Here is a 15085-nt window from a genome sequence, read left to right on the forward strand (position 1 = left end):
AAATTTGCGTGCTTTTTGCTGGTTTATAAATCACTTAAACTTTTTTCGCTAACCAAGCACTGAACTTTTGAATTTCAGGTGCCGATAAAAAAGAGATGGTCGCCGCCGCCGGCCAAGCAAAACTCCAAGCCTTCATCCAAAAAAGAACAAACTCTGGGTGTGATCCAAGGTTAACGAACGTAATCCAACCTGACATAAAAAATGATAAGACACAGGACATGATCAACGCGAAGTAAAGACGAAATTTCATTTTTCTCTCCTTGCACTGGACCACTCGTCTGCCCCGAATGGCACCATTGCATCATTTAACTTTGATCTCATTCTAGCAAACTACTATATTTGTAAATATAGCCATTTATTAAAACTAAATTTGCAAATATGTAAAATGCTAGATGACCTAAAAATCTTTATTACCGCGGCCAATAAACACAGCCTAACGCAGGCAGCGAAAAGCCTGAACATGACCATTGCGACTGTCTCTCGACGGATTAGCGCATTAGAGCAGGCATTAGGCTGTGAGCTGCTGCACCGCTCCACAAAAGGACTTAAGCTAACGCCGATAGGGGAAGACTATTATCAGGAATGCGCGGAATTCATAGACGCACTTGATCAACGTATATCAAATCTCGATAAAACCCTTCACAGCTTATCAGGTGAAGTTAAAATCTTAGCGCCAACAAACTTAGGCAGTGGACCTTTAGATGCATTTTGGCAACATTTCGCCTCAAAACACCCAAATATCCAACTTAATATTGAGCTCAGCAACGCCATTCAAGACATGCATGAAAACCGCGCTGACTTAGCCATCCGTTCCGGCCCATTGCCTGATTCGTCTTTAATTCAAAAGCGGCTTGGCTTCATAGAACCCATTCTCGTCGCCTCGCCCAACACCAGTTTTACTTTACCCAACCGAGTTGAAGACATCATCGAATGCCCCAGTATTGCCGCCAATATGTTTTCTGACTGGCGTCTAATCCATCAAGATGGCAATATCTGCGCGTTACAAAAAAATCATCAACACCTGAGCAACGACATGAATGTCAGCCTCAATCTGGTGAAAGCCGGTGCGGGTATCACTCTAATGCCCACCAGCATGGTCTATGAGGCCATTCAAGCGGGCGAACTCATCCAAGTATTACCCGAATGGCGAGGACAAAAGAGAGAGATTCACCTTGTCTGGCCACACCGGCGTAGCTTGTCGGCAAGAGCTCAATTACTAAGGGATGAACTGATTCTCTTTCTACATCAACAAGCTTGGTTTGAACAAGCCGATTAATCAACGTTAAGGAAGTAAGATGGCCGATTTACTTTGGTGGCAATACACACTCATTGCTGTCATTTTTATTTGGAGTGGTTTTGTTCGAAGTGGCTTAGGATTTGGCGGCGCCGTACTCGCCTTACCGTTTCTCTTATTAGTGGAAAACGATCCGTTACTTTTCCTACCCATTATTTCCATTCACCTCTTGGTATTTTCAAGCTGGATTGCATGGCAAGGTTCAAAAGTAACCAAACAGCAGGCGATTAAAGCAGCAGAACGAGGCGAAGAACCGCAAGAAGTACAGGGCAATATTGCTTGGGGTTATTTAAAGAAAGCGCTTGGTATCATGATAGTGCCTAAATTAATCGGCGTATTTGGCTTGTTAACCTTACCGGGCAACATAGTCACTGGCGTAATTTTTGTTATCGTCGCCGTCTTTGCTGTGTCTTATATTCTCAACAAGCCTTTTTACACCAACAACCGAATTCTCGATACCGTCTTTCTGATGCTTGGCGGTTACGTCAGTGGCACCTCATTAATCGGAGCGCCGTTAATCGTTTCCGTGTTTGCCACCAAAGTACCACGTCATCAATTACGCGATACGCTGTTTGTACTCTGGTTCATTCTCGTCACCATTAAAATGGCATCTTTCATCATCGCTGGAATCGACCTGCAACTGATTCACCAATTATGGTTACTGCCTTGCGCTCTACTCGGTCATGTATTTGGCCAAAAGCTGCATAACCGTATCCAAAAAGCCGAAACGCCTGTGTTTTTCCAATTTGTCGGTTGGGCACTACTCACCGTTTGTGGCTTTGGTCTTTACTCAACCTTTATGCTTTGAAACATCAATTAGAAAACCAAACATCCTTACGTAGGTTTTGTCGGTAGCAGATGTAAAGTGTTAGGGCGCGGGCAATGAAGAGGGCCGCTTGGCTCAGCCAAAGCCCATGATTGCCTAAGCCTTGGCTGATAAACCAAACCGGAAAGAACACGCCGAGGACACAAAGAATCATGGTGTTCTGCATTTGTTTGACACTGGTGGTACCGATGAAAACACCATCCAACATAAAGGACCAAATACCCAACAGAGGGAAGGTTATTAGCCAAGGTAGGTACAGTTTCGCTTCGGCTCGAACACTTTCTACACTGGTCAATAAGTGAATAATATGATCGCCAAATAGCCAAAAAATAAACATCAAAACCAACGCAGCCAGCAGAGCCCAATAAGTGGATAAGCGAATCACCTTTTGAAAATTAGTCTTATCCTTGCGGCCGTAGTATTCACCGCACAAGGCTTCCACCGAAAAAGCAAAGCCGTCTAACGCATTGGAAATAATCATCAAAAAAATCAGTAGTACTGCATTGGCCGCCAATATCGCGTCCCCTTGACGAGCCCCTTGAGAGGTAAAAAACAACATCACCAATAACAACAAAATGGTGCGCACGAACAGATACCGGTTCACTCGAACCAGAGCCACATATTCACGCCACTTAATCAAAGCCGATAAAGGCACATGTCCGTCAAAGGTTTGCAGCTTACGCCATGCTAAGAATAAGGCGAACACCACCCCAACGTAGTGCGCAATCACAGTGGCCCAAGCGACGCCATCACTGGCCATGCCTAAACCGTAAACGGCAAAGTAATCCAATACCATGTTGACCAGGTTAATCACCAGCAACATCCATAATGGGCCTTTTGAGTATTGCACACCAAAGAACCAACCCATTAAGGCATAGCCAGCTAAAACAGCTGGCGCACTGTAAATACGAATCTCGCTGTAACTTTTTGCCCAAGGTGCCACTTCCGCACTGGGCGACATGAGGTGCAAAGCCAAATCAAGAATGGGACCACGAAATAGAATCAGTATTAGACCAATCACCAATCCCATTAAAATGGACTGCAACAAGAGTTCACGCACCCGCCGATAATCTTCTTGGCCTAACGCTTGTGCAGTTAAGCCGGTCGATCCCATGCGTAAAAAACCAAACGCCCAAAATAGAAAGCTAAAAATGCTGGCCCCAATGGCGACAGCACCAAGATAAGTGGCCGTGCCTAAATGTCCCACCACCGCTGTGTCGACTAAACCTAGTAAAGGAGTGGTGATATTCGACACCATGGGTGGCCAAGCCATGTGCCAAATCCGCCTATTTAGCACCATATTAAGACGCCACGCGGACAATAAAGAGGCAAAAGAAAATTGGGACAAAGGATTCTCACATGTGAAAAAGGGATTCTGTGGATAAAAATCAACCAGCTCAGGTCAATTCGATTCCAAAAAACTGTGGAAAATCATAGCAGTTATTCACACGACCTGTCATCAATCGCCTATCTTGCTCTTTTTTTGAACAAATTGGCCTGTTTTTTGCCCATTGCCTCCACTTTTGGTTTACTTGTCCACATATCCCCCGCTGACCACCCCGCACCATAACTCTCTCTAAAAAATTGGATAACTGGTGCTTTTTTCCACAATTCAAGCTACAAGTGCGCGGAATTTTGCTAAACTGGCGCCAACTTTTCATCTCTATTTATCTATCAGGAGAGCCAATATGATGGCGAAAAAACTTAGGCCTTACATTGAAGGTTTAGCAGTGGGCTGTGTCTTCATTAGTATTACCATGTTGTTTCAAATTCCTTTCTATATGAGTTTGATCATTGGCGCATTGGCAGCCATTGGCGGTTATCGCAATTCCATCAAAATGGATAAAGAAAAAGCGGCTAAACAAGCTCCTAAATCGACGGATGAAGAATAACGAATGACGGATCAAATGAAGCCTACTTATGGTGAAGGCGATGCGACATTGCAGGCTGTAGGTGGATTAGACGGTTTAAAACGTTTGGTTGGATGTTTTTATCGGATTATGGAAAGCACACCAGCATACCGCCCTTTGTTTGACATGCATCCTGCTGACACCCAGCTGAGTATCTACAAACTGGTGGCGTTTTTGTCGGGTTGGATGGGCGGTGAACGCTTGTATGCAAAAACCTACGGTAAAATTCATTTACCCCAAGCTCACGCGCATTTAGTGGTCACCGACAAAGAGAAAGCCATGTGGTTAAACTGCATGGCTGAGGCGCTAAACGAACAAAGTTACCCTGACGCACTGAAACGCTATTTGATAGAGAAGCTCGAATTTCCCGCAGAACGCATTCGGCAAGTTAGCCAGATTCACCACCAAAAGTAGGATTAATCTTGCTGCTTAAACGACAGCAGAGCGTGAGTATCTATTGTATTCATGCCCTGCCTAACTAAAAAATAACTACGAATACTCAAGCAGCAACGCTTGGTCGTCTTGTTCGACTTTAACAAATGCGGGGCGGGACACAATACGTTCGATATAAGCGTCCACCAGCGGATTCGTCGAAATGAGTCCAAACATACGACACCACTTCAGACTGATTCCCCAAAGAACATCCACAGCTGAGAAATGTTCTCCTAGTAAATAGGGACTTTTGGCAATTTGATCATATATCGTATCCAGCATTTTATCGTAACGACCATAAGGCGCCTGAGAAGGCTCAATGGCAGGACGATTAAAAGCTTTATCAATCACGGCCGGTTCAAAACTGCTCCCTTGATAAGCCACCCAGCGTAAATACGCACCACGATTAGGGTCATCCAAGGCAGGTGCTAATCCCTTTTCGGGATACAAATCAGCTAAATACAGATAACAGGCAACTTGCTCAGTAACAACAATGCCATTATGAACAAGTGTTGGAAATTTCCCTAAAGGGTTAATCTTCAAAAAATCTGGCTGCTGATTTTCTCCTGCTTTGAAATTAAGCACATTCATGTCGTAAGGAACGCCCAACTCTTCCAGTAATACTCTAACGCCAGTGCCTCGGGTTTGTGGGGCATGATAAAGCGTAATACTGCCTTTGCTATGGATACCATTCATCTTGATTACCTCAAACTATGTTAGGTGAAATAGTGGTGACTGAATGAACCATATTAGAGATGAAACCTGACACCTTCTGTCAGGTATTTAATTTATACTGATAAAAAACACCACACTTTATTAGCACCTTACAGGAGCGTCCCATGCGAGCCAGTCGTATACTAAAACTGTTAATGACTTTGCAGACTCATGACAAAGTGACAGCTCGCGCTTTAGCCGATATTTGCGAAACCTCTGTTCGAACCATATATCGTGACATAGAAGCATTAAGTGCGATTGGGGTGCCGGTTTACAGCGAACAAGGCATACAGGGCGGCTATCGACTTTTACACGGTTATCGAACGTATCTTAACGGACTCTCAGAGAAAGAAGCAGAAACACTCTTTTTAGCAGGATTAACAGGCCCAGCTCAGAAGATGGGCTTGGAAGCGACGCTGGAAAATGCGCAATTGAAGCTAAAAGCAGCCTTACCAGATACCTTTAGAAGTCAGGCAGAGCGTCTGCAAAGTCGATTTTTACTGGACACCCCAAGTTGGTTTTCGGATGACGAAAAAGCCGAGCTACTTCCTCAGCTGATGACTGCTGTATTAGAACAACACCAGATTGCTATAAGTTATGAGAGTTGGAAAGGGAAGCGTGAACGAATAGCGAATCCTTTAGGCGTCGTCCTGAAAGGCGGACAATGGTATTTGATCGCGCAAGTTGAACAGGATATTCGAACCTATCGAGTATCTCGCATTGATACATTAACACTATCCACCGACACATTTGAACGACCAGAAGGCTTCAACTTAATGGCATTCTGGCAAACCAGTTTACGGCGTGTGGAAGCCATTCAGTTTCCTATAATGGCTGAGGTTCGTATCACTCCCCTTGGCTTAAAAATGATGGATTTTATTTGTGCATCCTATGTGATCAATAACGCTAAGATAAAACCCGAAGATGAATCAGGCTGGCACCGAGCCAGATTTCCAGTAGGCAAATCAGTACACGGTTGTGCTGAACTCTTACGCTTTGGGGCGGAACTGGAAGTGATTGGCCCAGTAGAACTGCGTGCAGAAATGAAGAAGATGGTGTCATCCTTGGTAAAGTTATATCACTGAAATACAGCGCTGAGTTAAGTAGAAAAGTTGGGGGCTTATCGCTTAAGGCCTGCTCCCTTTGAGTTTCATCCCGCCAATACAAGACAAAAGACAAAACCCCATCTTCCGTCTTCCCCTTTTAAAAGGGGAAGAGACTTAGGCCTTTGGTGTCATCACTTGAGGCACTTTACCCTCAGCGAAAAATATTCGATTCAATCCTGATTGAACGACCATGATCTCCTCACGAGACACAGTAAAGCCAGATTCTAAAACACATAAAGAACCCATCAATACCTTACGTAACGCATCGTTGTGCTAAAGCTTACTTCAACTAAGCCAATGAGACGTTTTGGGCTGAAAGTCCGACAAAAGATTTTTTGGTTACTTTTGCATCGTTTGGCAAAAGTAACACGCCCAGCGGGGCGGAATAAAGCTAATGAATACAAAGCAATTGAATGGAACTTGACTAACCTGATACCCCGAGAATTAACTCTCTTTAAACGGCAACAACGCGTGGGTATCTTGATGGTACTCACGCACGGCTTGCGCTTCTTCTTCACAAAAGCGAGCGATGGCGTCACGAAAGCCTTCATGGGCAATGTGATGAATGCTGTGGCTAAACACAGGTTCAAATCCGCGGGCAATTTTGTGTTCCCCTTGGGTGCCAGGATCAAAATGTTGTAACCCTTTCTCCAAACAGAATTCTATCCCTTGATAGTAACAAGCCTCAAAATGCAGGCAATCGACTTCTTCCATACAACCCCAATAACGGCCATACAAAGAGTGATCGTCGAAGAAACACCAAGACGCCGCAATGGCGTTTTCTCCCGTTTCTTCTTTACGGTAAGCCTGAACTAAGAGAATTTGTTCACCCATGTTTTCAGCCAATTGCGCAAAGAAGTCTCGAGTTAAATACCCTTGTTGACCACGTTTCGCGTAAGTGGATTGATAACACAGGTAAAAGAAGTCAATGTCGGCAGGGCTTAACTCAGAGCCTAACTTGCGCTTAAGCGTCACCCCTTGTGCTGCGACTTTTTCTCTTTCTTTGCGCGCAGCCTTCCGCTTGCGACTAGAAAAGTGAGCGAAATAATCCGTCATGTCTCGGTAATTGCGGTTAAACCAATGAAACTGACAGGAAATTCGTTCTAAGTATTCGCCATCCTGTCTCAATACCGCCGCATGCTCAGGTTTGGTAAAGAGCAAATGCCAGCTGGAAAACTCTCTTTGTTGATTCGCTTGGGTCAAGACATCCGCAACGGTTTGATACAGGTGCACAAAAGCCGCATCCTCACCTTTTGGGTCCAGATGAGAAAAGAGCCGAATTCCAGTAACAGGCGAGAAAGGCACCGCCCAAACTCGTTTTGGGTAATATCGAAAGCCATAACGCTGAAACGCATCCGCCCAGGCCCAATCAAACACAAACTCCCCTTGGGAATGGGTCTTCAAATAGGTGGGAGCAATAGCGAGGGGGGTGTCATCGTTATCCATGACCAATAAATACTCTGGATACCAACCTGTGCCATCGCCAATACTCTGGCTCTTTTCCAAGGCGTGATGAAAAGCAAACTGCGCAAAAGGGGAGTTTGTTTCCCCAATGGCTTTATTCCAAAGGTCTTGCCCTATGTCCTCAACGGAAGTAAACCACTGCGCTTTCATCAATTAATCCGCCATTTGTTCACGTAAACGCGTGACCAAGGAAGCAGTATCAGGACGTGTTTGTCGCCACAGATAAAAGGCTTCCGCGGCTTGTCCAACCAACATGCCCAAACCGTCTGCACCTGCCGCACCCAGTTCATGAGCCCATTGCAAAAACACAGTGCGTTGTTTGCCATACATCATGTCATAACACCAAGTTTGCTGGCCCACCAGCTCGTCTTTCAATGGCGGCAATTGCCCAGATAAACTGGCTGACGTGCCGTTGATGATGACATCGAACGAGCCTTCTAACGCTTCAAAAGAGGAGGCTAAGCAATCAAAATGGTCTGCCAATTGCTGCGCTTTGGCGAGTGTTCTATTGGCAATGGTGACGGACGCGGGCTGTTCATCCAATACAGGCTCCAACACACCACGAACGGCGCCACCAGCACCCAAAATCAAGATACGTTTGTCCTTCAAACTCTGTTTATGGTTGATTGTAATGTCACGAACCATGCCGATTCCGTCGGTATTGTCGCCGAAAAGGTCACCATTTTTCGCCATTAACAAGGTATTCACGGCACCAGCTTGTTTGGCTCTTTGGCTCAGTACATCACACATAGCATAAGCGCGCTCTTTAAAGGGAACGGTGACGTTCAAACCTTTTCCGCCTTGTTGGAAAAAATCGCGTACTTGCTGCTCGAAACCCTCGTCGTCACCAAGCAAAGTGGTGTATTGCATGCTTTGCTTTGTTTGCAGGGCAAATTCAGCATGAATCGCAGGTGATTTACTGTGAGCGATGGGGTTGCCTACCACGGCGTATTGATCCACAACACTTCCTCTTATCAATGAATGTTTTAACAGAGCTGGCCAGTTCTTCTATAGATTTTCCAGCCAGTTTCTTGAGGTCAAATAATATTCCGTCAATTTGGCTTCTGGGCTATTTGGCTCTACTTGATACTCATAGGTCCAACGCACTTCTGGCGGCAAAGACATCAATATGGATTCGGTACGGCCCAATCCACTTTGCAGACCAAAATGGGTGCCTCGGTCAAATACCAGATTGAATTCCACATAGCGTCCACGACGATGCAGTTGGAAATCTCGCTGTTGCTCGGTATAAGGTAAGTCTTTACGGCGCGATAAAATCGGTAAATAGGCTTGGCTAAATGCGTCTCCGACAGAGCGCATCATAGCAAAACAATCGGCAAAGCTGCCTTCATTAAAGTCATCGTAAAACAAACCACCAATACCACGAGGCTCAGCCCGATGTTTTAGATAAAAATAGTCATCGCACCAGCTTTTAAATCGCTGATAATAACCTTCACCAAAAGGTTCCACCGCTTGCTGAGCCATTTGGTGCCATTGGATACAGTCTTCATCAAAACCATAATAAGGTGTCAGATCAAAACCGCCACCAAACCACCAAACTGGCGCCATGCCTTCTTTGTAAACAACAAACAGACGCACATTAGCATGAGAGGTGGGTGCCATTGGGTTCTTCGGGTGAATCACCAAGGAAACCCCCATGGCTTCAAAACGGCCACCCGCTAATTCCGGACGTTCTTCCGTTGCAGAAGGGGGAAGTGTATCGCCCATCACATGGGAAAAGTTAACACCGCCTTTCTCAATAACCTCACCATTAGCCATTACTCGAGTTCTTCCGCCGCCACCATTGGGTCTGTCCCAAGCGTCTTGATGAAAGCGCGTATTGGGCTCCAACGCTTCCAGCTCAGTACATATCCTATCTTGTAACGACATAAGATAGTCTTTCACTGCGGCAATATCTTGCTCTGTCACGCTTGCCATGTGGTGCTCAGACATAATTACTCCCCAAAATCATTTCCCAAAAGCGACGATCAATCTTGTTTGGCAATATCACTTTTGGTTAATACAAGCGCGACCCATCAGGACGCGTACGCAATAAATTCAACACCCACATGTATTGCTCAGGATGCGCTGAAATAAGTTGTTCTAAGGTTTGGTTCATTCGCTCTGCGTCGGCTTTTTCATCACCCGTAGGGAAGTTTTCTAACGCCGGTAATATGTGCAGATGGTACTTTTTACTTTGTGCATCATAGGCAGGCAGCATGGGTACCACCACCGCATTAGACAATTTTGCTAGCTTGCCTAAGCCCTTCATAGTGGCTTTCTCTGTGGCAAAAAAAGGCGCGAATACCGAGTTTTTCGGACCTAAGTCTTCATCCGGTAGGTAATAACCTAAATACCCTTGTTTGATGGATTGTAAATAGGGTTTGATGCCCGCATCACGATGATAAACCCGCGCCCCATATTGAATACGCTGTAAGTGAATCAACCAGTCAGTAATAGGGTTTTTCTGATCTCGAATCATAGCGACTGTATTAAAACCATGAGCGGTTAACATCACGCCAGCATAATCAATTGCCCAACAGTGCGGCACCAAAGCAACGACATTTTGCTGAGCTTTTAATCGAGGAAACAGATGCTCTTCACCATGAATCACACAACGCTGTTGATTATGACGCTTGCTACGGATTAAGAGTTCACCGTAGGCCAGAAAAAATTGCGCAGCCACTTGAAAGCTGTGTTTCAGCAAAGCTTCTCGCTCAGCTAATGACTTGTCAGGAAAGCACTCCGCTAGGTTAATTCGAGCACGTTTTAATGCACCGCTTTTGGTATTTAGCAAGCGTCCTGCAATCCAACTGGCCAGCGCATCTCGCCAAGCCACAGGCACAAACGCCAGTAAAAAGGTGAAAGCCACCCCAAGCCAAGTCAACCAAAAACGAGGGAGAAGGAAGCGCCACTGAAAGGTCGGGTTATAGAGCTTATTGTCAGCTTTTTCGGGAGATTTCATCAAATTCTTCGCTTCTCATTGAATGCCCGTATGATACATGAAGTGGCGTACTCAACGCCACGCAGACACCACTTGTTCGAAGCAGTCTTCCTTACCAGTTGCCTGAACCAAAACCGAAGCACCGTGTAAGCATGCCAATAAACGCACTGCCGCTGTTTCCGAATTATCACCCGATAAACTCGGCAAACGTGATAACACTTGCTGCAACCATTGCAATTTCACTTCATAAAAAGCCGCCAAGCTACCACTAACTTCCTCAGGTAAGACTTGTTTGTCTGCCGTCAGCATAGTACATAAACTCATGTGTTTTTGATCGATCACTTTGGCTTTAAAACCATCAATAAAACCATTCACCATAGCGCTTGGCTCATACTCATCCGTCATAGGGTCGGGCAATTGTGAAGCAAACTCATTTGTATAACGCTCCATCACCGCGCTTACCAAGTCTCCCTTGGTGCGAAAGTGATAGTGAACACTTGCACTCTTAATGCCGATTTGCTCTGCAATATCACGAAAACTAAAGGCGCCATAACCACCAACAATGATGTGTTGCTCCGCCAAATCCATGATTTTGCTTTTGGTGTCGACTTTATCTGCTGTCATTCCACTCTCTCAAACTCATCTATCAACTGATAGGTATTTTATTGACCTAGCGTAAATCCTCAAGTTATATTGCATCTATCTACTGATAGGTAAAGAGGTGCTTTCCTATGAAAACATTTGATTTGATCGTACTTGGCAGTGGCCCTGGTGGTTATGCGGCTGCCTTTCGTGCTGCTGATTTGGGTTTAAAGGTAGCCATGATAGAACGTCACGCGGCCCTTGGCGGTGTGTGCTTAAACGTTGGCTGTATTCCTTCCAAAGCTTTGCTGCATGTGGCCGGTAAAATTCGTATGGCCGATGAAGAGGCTCACGGTGTGACTTATGCCAAACCTCAAATCGACTTAAACGCCATTCGACACCATAGACAATCAACCGTGGACACCCTCACGGGCAATCTCGCCTTGATGGCAAAAGGTCGTGGCGTTGAGATTTTTCATGGCGAAGGGCATTTTTTATCCCGCAACCAGATTCAGATAACCAAACAAGATCAAGCACAAAGTGATTCCACAGAGGTTTTGAACTTTAAACACGCCATCATTGCAGTAGGCTCAAGAGCGATTCGTTTGCCTTTTGTTCCTTATGACGACCCACGTATTTTGGATGCCACCAGTGCCTTACAACTTGAGCGCATTCCCGAGCACATGTTGGTATTAGGCGGCGGCATTATTGGCTTGGAGATGGCCACGGTTTATCAAGCTTTGGGGGCCAAAATTACCGTTGCAGAGCTGGGTGATCAGATCATGACAGGAGCAGATAAAGATCTGGTTCGAGTCTTCGAACAAACCAACAAAGACCGCATGACCTTCCTAACGAAAACCCAAGTAACGGATATACAAGCGACACCTGAGTCTTTACTGGTGCAGCTGAAAGATCAAACGGGTGAACGACAGCTAGCAGTGGATGCAGTATTAGTCGCAGTAGGTCGTTCTCCTAATGGCAAAAACGCTGGTATTGCCGACATAGGTGTGGAGATCGATGATAGAGGGTTTGTTATCATAGATGATAGATGTAGAACTTCTGTACCCAATATCTTCGCCATTGGCGATGTGACTCACGGCCCTATGCTGGCCCATAAAGCCTCTCATCAAGGCCATATTGCAGCGGAAGTCATTGCTGGGCATAAGGTGGATTTCCAACCTTTGGCAATTCCATCCATTGCTTATACCTTCCCAGAAGTGGCTTGGGTAGGGTTAACCGAAAGCGCCGCGAAAGCACAAAATATCCCAGTAAAAAGTGCCGTTTTCCCATGGAGCGCCAGTGGTCGCGCCATTGCTTCTGGCATCACTCAAGGCAAAACCAAACTCATTTACGATGAGGCAACCGAGCGGGTATTGGGCGCAGGCATAGTCGGGGCGCATGCTGGTGAATTGCTCGGTGAACTGACCCTCGCCATTGAATTTGGCGCCACCTTAGAAGACATTGCATTGACCATTCATGCTCACCCAAGTCTGCATGAATCCGTTGGCTTAGCCGCCGAACTGGGCGCAGGGACGATTACAGACTTGCCGAACAAAAAAGCGAAAAAGGTTAAATAACACTTTCAGACTTTATCTAATCTATCTCCATAAATTACTTCATTCCATTTTTCCCAAAACGGGAAAAAGTCTTGCTATATGTAAGTCCATTTCCCATAATGGGAAGTGGACTTACATGGAAGAGTAGTCAAATGAGAATATTCACCAAAAAAACACTAAGGGAATTTTGGGAGCAAAAAGAATTTCAGGATTCTGAACAGCCACTAAAAGCATGGCACGATGAAGCAAAACATGCAGTTTGGAAGACGCCACACGACATAAAAGAACAATATCGTAATGCGAGTATAGTCAAAAACAACAAGGTAATCTTCAATATCCACGGTAATAAATACCGCTTAGTTGTTGAGATAGATTATGAGTGCTCTCACTGTTATGTACTGTTCGTAGGCACTCACAAGCAATATGACAAAGTGGATATTGATTCACTTTAAGAGGAAACAATATGAACATTAAACCTATTAAAAATGATGATGATCTAGACGCAGCTGTTTTACGCATGCGCAGCCTTCGTGGAGCTAAGCCCAATACGCCAGAAGGCGATGAAATGGAAATTTTAGGGGCGCTAGCTGAAGCCTACGAGGAAAAGCATCACGCTATCGATCCACCCGACCCAATAGAAGCCATCAAATTTCGCATGGAACAAATGAACTTAAAGGATACCGATTTAATCGAGTATCTAGGTCAACGTAGCCGTGTCAGCGAAGTACTTAATAAGAAAAGGCGCTTAAGTCTAACCATGATCCGAAGCTTGAATAAAGGCCTGCATATTCCTTTAGAATGCTTGATTAAAGACTATAGCTTAGACAATGAAAAAGCCGTTTGATCAAACGGCTTTTCGACTTGTATTTGTCATGGAATATAGGGGCTAGTGCGAAATACTTATCAACTGACATAGAAGATATGTTGCTCGTTATCATAACTAAAATTGAGGACAATCTGGATTTGGCCTTCTTCAAGGTGCAGCTTCGAAACAAGATCGAACGTGCCTTTCTCCGCTTTATCGGCAAAGGCTTTTAATTGCTTTTCCAGCATCACCCAAGCGACATCATCCCTTGATTCATCCACCCCAACAAGCTCAATCGAATTCGTCCGCAACCAAGCAAAATACGCCAATGAATTCGTCTTAATATCCGCAGCATCACCAGTCTCCGAGACTATATAGTTCATACCACATATGGAAAGCTGCTGTTGTAAATACATTTTCCACTGCTGCATGAACTGATCTAAATAGGACAAAAAACCTCTTCCAGTCAAAACTTTATCGTTTATTTTTTAAGACTTATTGTAACCATCTTAAAAAAGCTTATCTCTGCTTTTAAATAGATATGTGGAAACCATTCAGAAGTACGCTACTTTTATACCAAAAATCCACTAGTAGATTTTTATAGGCCTCAACCTTTTCATCCGTTAACAAAAAAACCTCATCAAAAAGAGTAGACTGAGCCAGAGTTTTAAATTCTTTATTGCCTCGATTTACAAAGTCTTTTGGAGTGTATGACTGCTCTTCAAACACAAATTTTTGAGTATTAATCAGATGGGATGATTTATCTTTTAGTGTATTAAAAGATTTGCCAAGTCCATGCTTAATGGCATTATTCAAGTTAGACAGCTCAACAATACAATCATAGTGTTCTTCACTAAACCAAGCCTCATCAGAATTTTTTATTTTTTCTAACCACTTAATTGCATATTGAGCATTATCATTAAATTCAGAATAAGAATAAGGAGATCCAGCAGGCTTATCGGTTTTGTCTTTACTAGTCACAAAGTTCCCTCTCATTACCTCACCTCTAAAACATTGTAGAACCTGTTGTTCAAATACACTATAAAGCTGAGTAACTACAAAACATCTATGCTGATACCCCATTTTCTCTCTCATAAATAGTAACTCACATGCATGCTCGTAAGCGTCTTCTTCATCTTCAAAATGACGCTGAAGTTCTCTCACTTTACTAATAACAAAATTTTCACGTTGAGTTTCATCAAAATGAAATAGAGGAGCTATTTCTTTCTTATACACATCAAAAATTTGCTCAAGTTGAAGCATGTTTGTTTGTTCATTCGACAAGAACATCTGAATTCTAGCAGTCATTGAATGACTCCTTATCCATTTTAAATTAAAGGTCAAAACAGAATAATACACTTCCACCCAATCAAATAACCATTGACTATTTTTCGCACTGAGTCTATTTTGGATACAAAATACATTTCATCTAAAATCTTCTATTCTCTGTGA

General features: G+C 44.2%; 18 protein-coding genes. 8 read left to right on the plus strand and 10 right to left on the minus strand.

What is annotated here, in order from left to right:
- Nucleotides 1–34 precede the first annotated feature (34 nt).
- The gene (locus ACHUFM_RS05915) at nt 35–250 is read right to left on the minus strand and encodes a DUF2798 domain-containing protein (RefSeq protein WP_394180500.1); all 216 of its coding nucleotides are present in this window, start codon (nt 248–250) and stop codon (nt 35–37) included.
- A 135-nt stretch (nt 251–385) separates the two neighbouring features.
- On the opposite strand from ACHUFM_RS05915, the gene ACHUFM_RS05920 reads away from it, so the two are divergent.
- Both ACHUFM_RS05920 and ACHUFM_RS05925 read left to right on the plus strand, forming a co-directional pair.
- Nucleotides 386–1276 carry a LysR family transcriptional regulator gene (locus ACHUFM_RS05920; RefSeq protein ID WP_394180502.1) on the plus strand — a complete coding sequence of 297 codons (891 nt, stop codon included), beginning with the start codon at nt 386–388 and terminating at the stop codon, nt 1274–1276.
- Between the two features lie 19 nt (nt 1277–1295).
- Nucleotides 1296–2102, plus strand: a complete 807-nt coding sequence (locus tag ACHUFM_RS05925) for a TSUP family transporter (protein ID WP_394180504.1) — start codon at nt 1296–1298, stop codon at nt 2100–2102.
- A 4-nt stretch (nt 2103–2106) separates the two neighbouring features.
- Here the strand turns inward: ACHUFM_RS05925 and ACHUFM_RS05930 are convergent, their stop codons facing one another.
- The gene (locus tag ACHUFM_RS05930; RefSeq protein WP_394180506.1) at nt 2107–3393 is read right to left on the minus strand and encodes an MATE family efflux transporter; all 1287 of its coding nucleotides are present in this window, start codon (nt 3391–3393) and stop codon (nt 2107–2109) included.
- A 415-nt stretch (nt 3394–3808) separates the two neighbouring features.
- Between ACHUFM_RS05930 and ACHUFM_RS05935 the strand changes: the two genes are divergently transcribed.
- Entirely contained in the window at nt 3809–4012 is a 204-nt protein-coding gene (locus ACHUFM_RS05935) for a hypothetical protein (protein WP_394180508.1), read from the plus strand.
- 3 nt (nt 4013–4015) lie between these two features.
- The gene (locus ACHUFM_RS05940) at nt 4016–4444 is read left to right on the plus strand and encodes a globin domain-containing protein (protein ID WP_394180510.1); all 429 of its coding nucleotides are present in this window, start codon (nt 4016–4018) and stop codon (nt 4442–4444) included.
- Between the two features lie 75 nt (nt 4445–4519).
- On the opposite strand, the gene ACHUFM_RS05945 is transcribed toward ACHUFM_RS05940, so the two are convergent.
- Complete coding sequence (locus tag ACHUFM_RS05945) at nt 4520–5158, minus strand: glutathione S-transferase family protein (RefSeq protein ID WP_394180512.1); 639 nt, start codon at nt 5156–5158, stop codon at nt 4520–4522.
- A gap of 143 nt (nt 5159–5301) precedes the next feature.
- Here ACHUFM_RS05945 and ACHUFM_RS05950 point away from each other — a divergent pair, with 143 nt between their 5' ends.
- The gene (locus tag ACHUFM_RS05950; RefSeq protein WP_394180514.1) at nt 5302–6261 is read left to right on the plus strand and encodes a helix-turn-helix transcriptional regulator; all 960 of its coding nucleotides are present in this window, start codon (nt 5302–5304) and stop codon (nt 6259–6261) included.
- Between the two features lie 465 nt (nt 6262–6726).
- Here ACHUFM_RS05950 and ACHUFM_RS05955 read toward each other — a convergent pair whose 3' ends face one another.
- The 5 genes from ACHUFM_RS05955 to ACHUFM_RS05975 form a co-directional block, all read right to left on the minus strand.
- Nucleotides 6727–7896: a GNAT family N-acetyltransferase gene (locus tag ACHUFM_RS05955; RefSeq protein WP_394180516.1), complete on the minus strand. Its 1170-nt coding sequence runs from the start codon at nt 7894–7896 to the stop codon at nt 6727–6729.
- A gap of 3 nt (nt 7897–7899) precedes the next feature.
- Nucleotides 7900–8706, minus strand: coding sequence for a shikimate dehydrogenase (gene aroE / locus ACHUFM_RS05960; protein ID WP_394180518.1), 807 nt, complete (start codon nt 8704–8706; stop codon nt 7900–7902).
- Between the two features lie 48 nt (nt 8707–8754).
- On the minus strand, nt 8755–9699 hold the full coding sequence (hemF, locus tag ACHUFM_RS05965) for an oxygen-dependent coproporphyrinogen oxidase (RefSeq protein ID WP_394180520.1): 945 nt from the start codon (nt 9697–9699) through the stop codon (nt 8755–8757).
- A 64-nt stretch (nt 9700–9763) separates the two neighbouring features.
- Nucleotides 9764–10711: a lauroyl-Kdo(2)-lipid IV(A) myristoyltransferase gene (gene lpxM, locus ACHUFM_RS05970; protein ID WP_394180522.1), complete on the minus strand. Its 948-nt coding sequence runs from the start codon at nt 10709–10711 to the stop codon at nt 9764–9766.
- 51 nt (nt 10712–10762) lie between these two features.
- On the minus strand, nt 10763–11314 hold the full coding sequence (locus tag ACHUFM_RS05975; protein ID WP_394180524.1) for a TetR/AcrR family transcriptional regulator: 552 nt from the start codon (nt 11312–11314) through the stop codon (nt 10763–10765).
- 107 nt (nt 11315–11421) lie between these two features.
- Between ACHUFM_RS05975 and lpdA the strand changes: the two genes are divergently transcribed.
- From lpdA to ACHUFM_RS05990, 3 genes are all read left to right on the plus strand, one after another.
- On the plus strand, nt 11422–12849 hold the full coding sequence (gene lpdA, locus ACHUFM_RS05980; protein WP_394180526.1) for a dihydrolipoyl dehydrogenase: 1428 nt from the start codon (nt 11422–11424) through the stop codon (nt 12847–12849).
- Nucleotides 12850–12980: 131 nt separating this feature from the next.
- Nucleotides 12981–13280 carry a type II toxin-antitoxin system HigB family toxin gene (locus tag ACHUFM_RS05985; protein WP_394180528.1) on the plus strand — a complete coding sequence of 100 codons (300 nt, stop codon included), beginning with the start codon at nt 12981–12983 and terminating at the stop codon, nt 13278–13280.
- Nucleotides 13281–13291: 11 nt separating this feature from the next.
- Nucleotides 13292–13672: a helix-turn-helix domain-containing protein gene (locus tag ACHUFM_RS05990; RefSeq protein ID WP_394180530.1), complete on the plus strand. Its 381-nt coding sequence runs from the start codon at nt 13292–13294 to the stop codon at nt 13670–13672.
- A gap of 59 nt (nt 13673–13731) precedes the next feature.
- Here the strand turns inward: ACHUFM_RS05990 and ACHUFM_RS05995 are convergent, their stop codons facing one another.
- Together ACHUFM_RS05995 and ACHUFM_RS06000 are read right to left on the minus strand one after the other, a co-directional pair.
- Nucleotides 13732–14085 (minus strand): hypothetical protein, encoded by a 354-nt coding sequence (locus ACHUFM_RS05995; protein ID WP_394180532.1) that lies wholly within the window; start codon nt 14083–14085, stop codon nt 13732–13734.
- A gap of 79 nt (nt 14086–14164) precedes the next feature.
- Nucleotides 14165–14941 carry a hypothetical protein gene (locus ACHUFM_RS06000; protein WP_394180534.1) on the minus strand — a complete coding sequence of 259 codons (777 nt, stop codon included), beginning with the start codon at nt 14939–14941 and terminating at the stop codon, nt 14165–14167.
- Between the last annotated feature and the right edge of the window lie 144 nt (nt 14942–15085).

Origin of the sequence: Marinomonas posidonica (assembly GCF_043643765.1) — a bacterium.
GTDB classification, from domain to species: domain Bacteria; phylum Pseudomonadota; class Gammaproteobacteria; order Pseudomonadales; family Marinomonadaceae; genus Marinomonas; species Marinomonas posidonica_A.

Excerpts from the sequence above, each read along its gene's own strand:
- ACHUFM_RS05915 (WP_394180500.1), bottom strand. The coding sequence starts at position 250 with ATGAAATTTCGTCTTTACTTCGCGTTGATCATGTCCTGTGTCTTATCA.
- ACHUFM_RS05920 (WP_394180502.1), top strand. The coding sequence starts at position 386 with ATGCTAGATGACCTAAAAATCTTTATTACCGCGGCCAATAAACACAGC.
- ACHUFM_RS05925 (WP_394180504.1), top strand. The coding sequence starts at position 1,296 with ATGGCCGATTTACTTTGGTGGCAATACACACTCATTGCTGTCATTTTT.
- ACHUFM_RS05930 (WP_394180506.1), bottom strand. The coding sequence starts at position 3,393 with ATGGCTTGGCCACCCATGGTGTCGAATATCACCACTCCTTTACTAGGT.
- ACHUFM_RS05935 (WP_394180508.1), top strand. The coding sequence starts at position 3,809 with ATGATGGCGAAAAAACTTAGGCCTTACATTGAAGGTTTAGCAGTGGGC.
- ACHUFM_RS05940 (WP_394180510.1), top strand. The coding sequence starts at position 4,016 with ATGACGGATCAAATGAAGCCTACTTATGGTGAAGGCGATGCGACATTG.
- ACHUFM_RS05945 (WP_394180512.1), bottom strand. The coding sequence starts at position 5,158 with ATGAATGGTATCCATAGCAAAGGCAGTATTACGCTTTATCATGCCCCA.
- ACHUFM_RS05950 (WP_394180514.1), top strand. The coding sequence starts at position 5,302 with ATGCGAGCCAGTCGTATACTAAAACTGTTAATGACTTTGCAGACTCAT.
- ACHUFM_RS05955 (WP_394180516.1), bottom strand. The coding sequence starts at position 7,896 with ATGAAAGCGCAGTGGTTTACTTCCGTTGAGGACATAGGGCAAGACCTT.
- hemF (WP_394180520.1), bottom strand. The coding sequence starts at position 9,699 with ATGTCTGAGCACCACATGGCAAGCGTGACAGAGCAAGATATTGCCGCA.
- lpxM (WP_394180522.1), bottom strand. The coding sequence starts at position 10,711 with ATGAAATCTCCCGAAAAAGCTGACAATAAGCTCTATAACCCGACCTTT.
- ACHUFM_RS05975 (WP_394180524.1), bottom strand. The coding sequence starts at position 11,314 with ATGACAGCAGATAAAGTCGACACCAAAAGCAAAATCATGGATTTGGCG.
- lpdA (WP_394180526.1), top strand. The coding sequence starts at position 11,422 with ATGAAAACATTTGATTTGATCGTACTTGGCAGTGGCCCTGGTGGTTAT.
- ACHUFM_RS05985 (WP_394180528.1), top strand. The coding sequence starts at position 12,981 with ATGAGAATATTCACCAAAAAAACACTAAGGGAATTTTGGGAGCAAAAA.
- ACHUFM_RS05990 (WP_394180530.1), top strand. The coding sequence starts at position 13,292 with ATGAACATTAAACCTATTAAAAATGATGATGATCTAGACGCAGCTGTT.
- ACHUFM_RS06000 (WP_394180534.1), bottom strand. The coding sequence starts at position 14,941 with ATGACTGCTAGAATTCAGATGTTCTTGTCGAATGAACAAACAAACATG.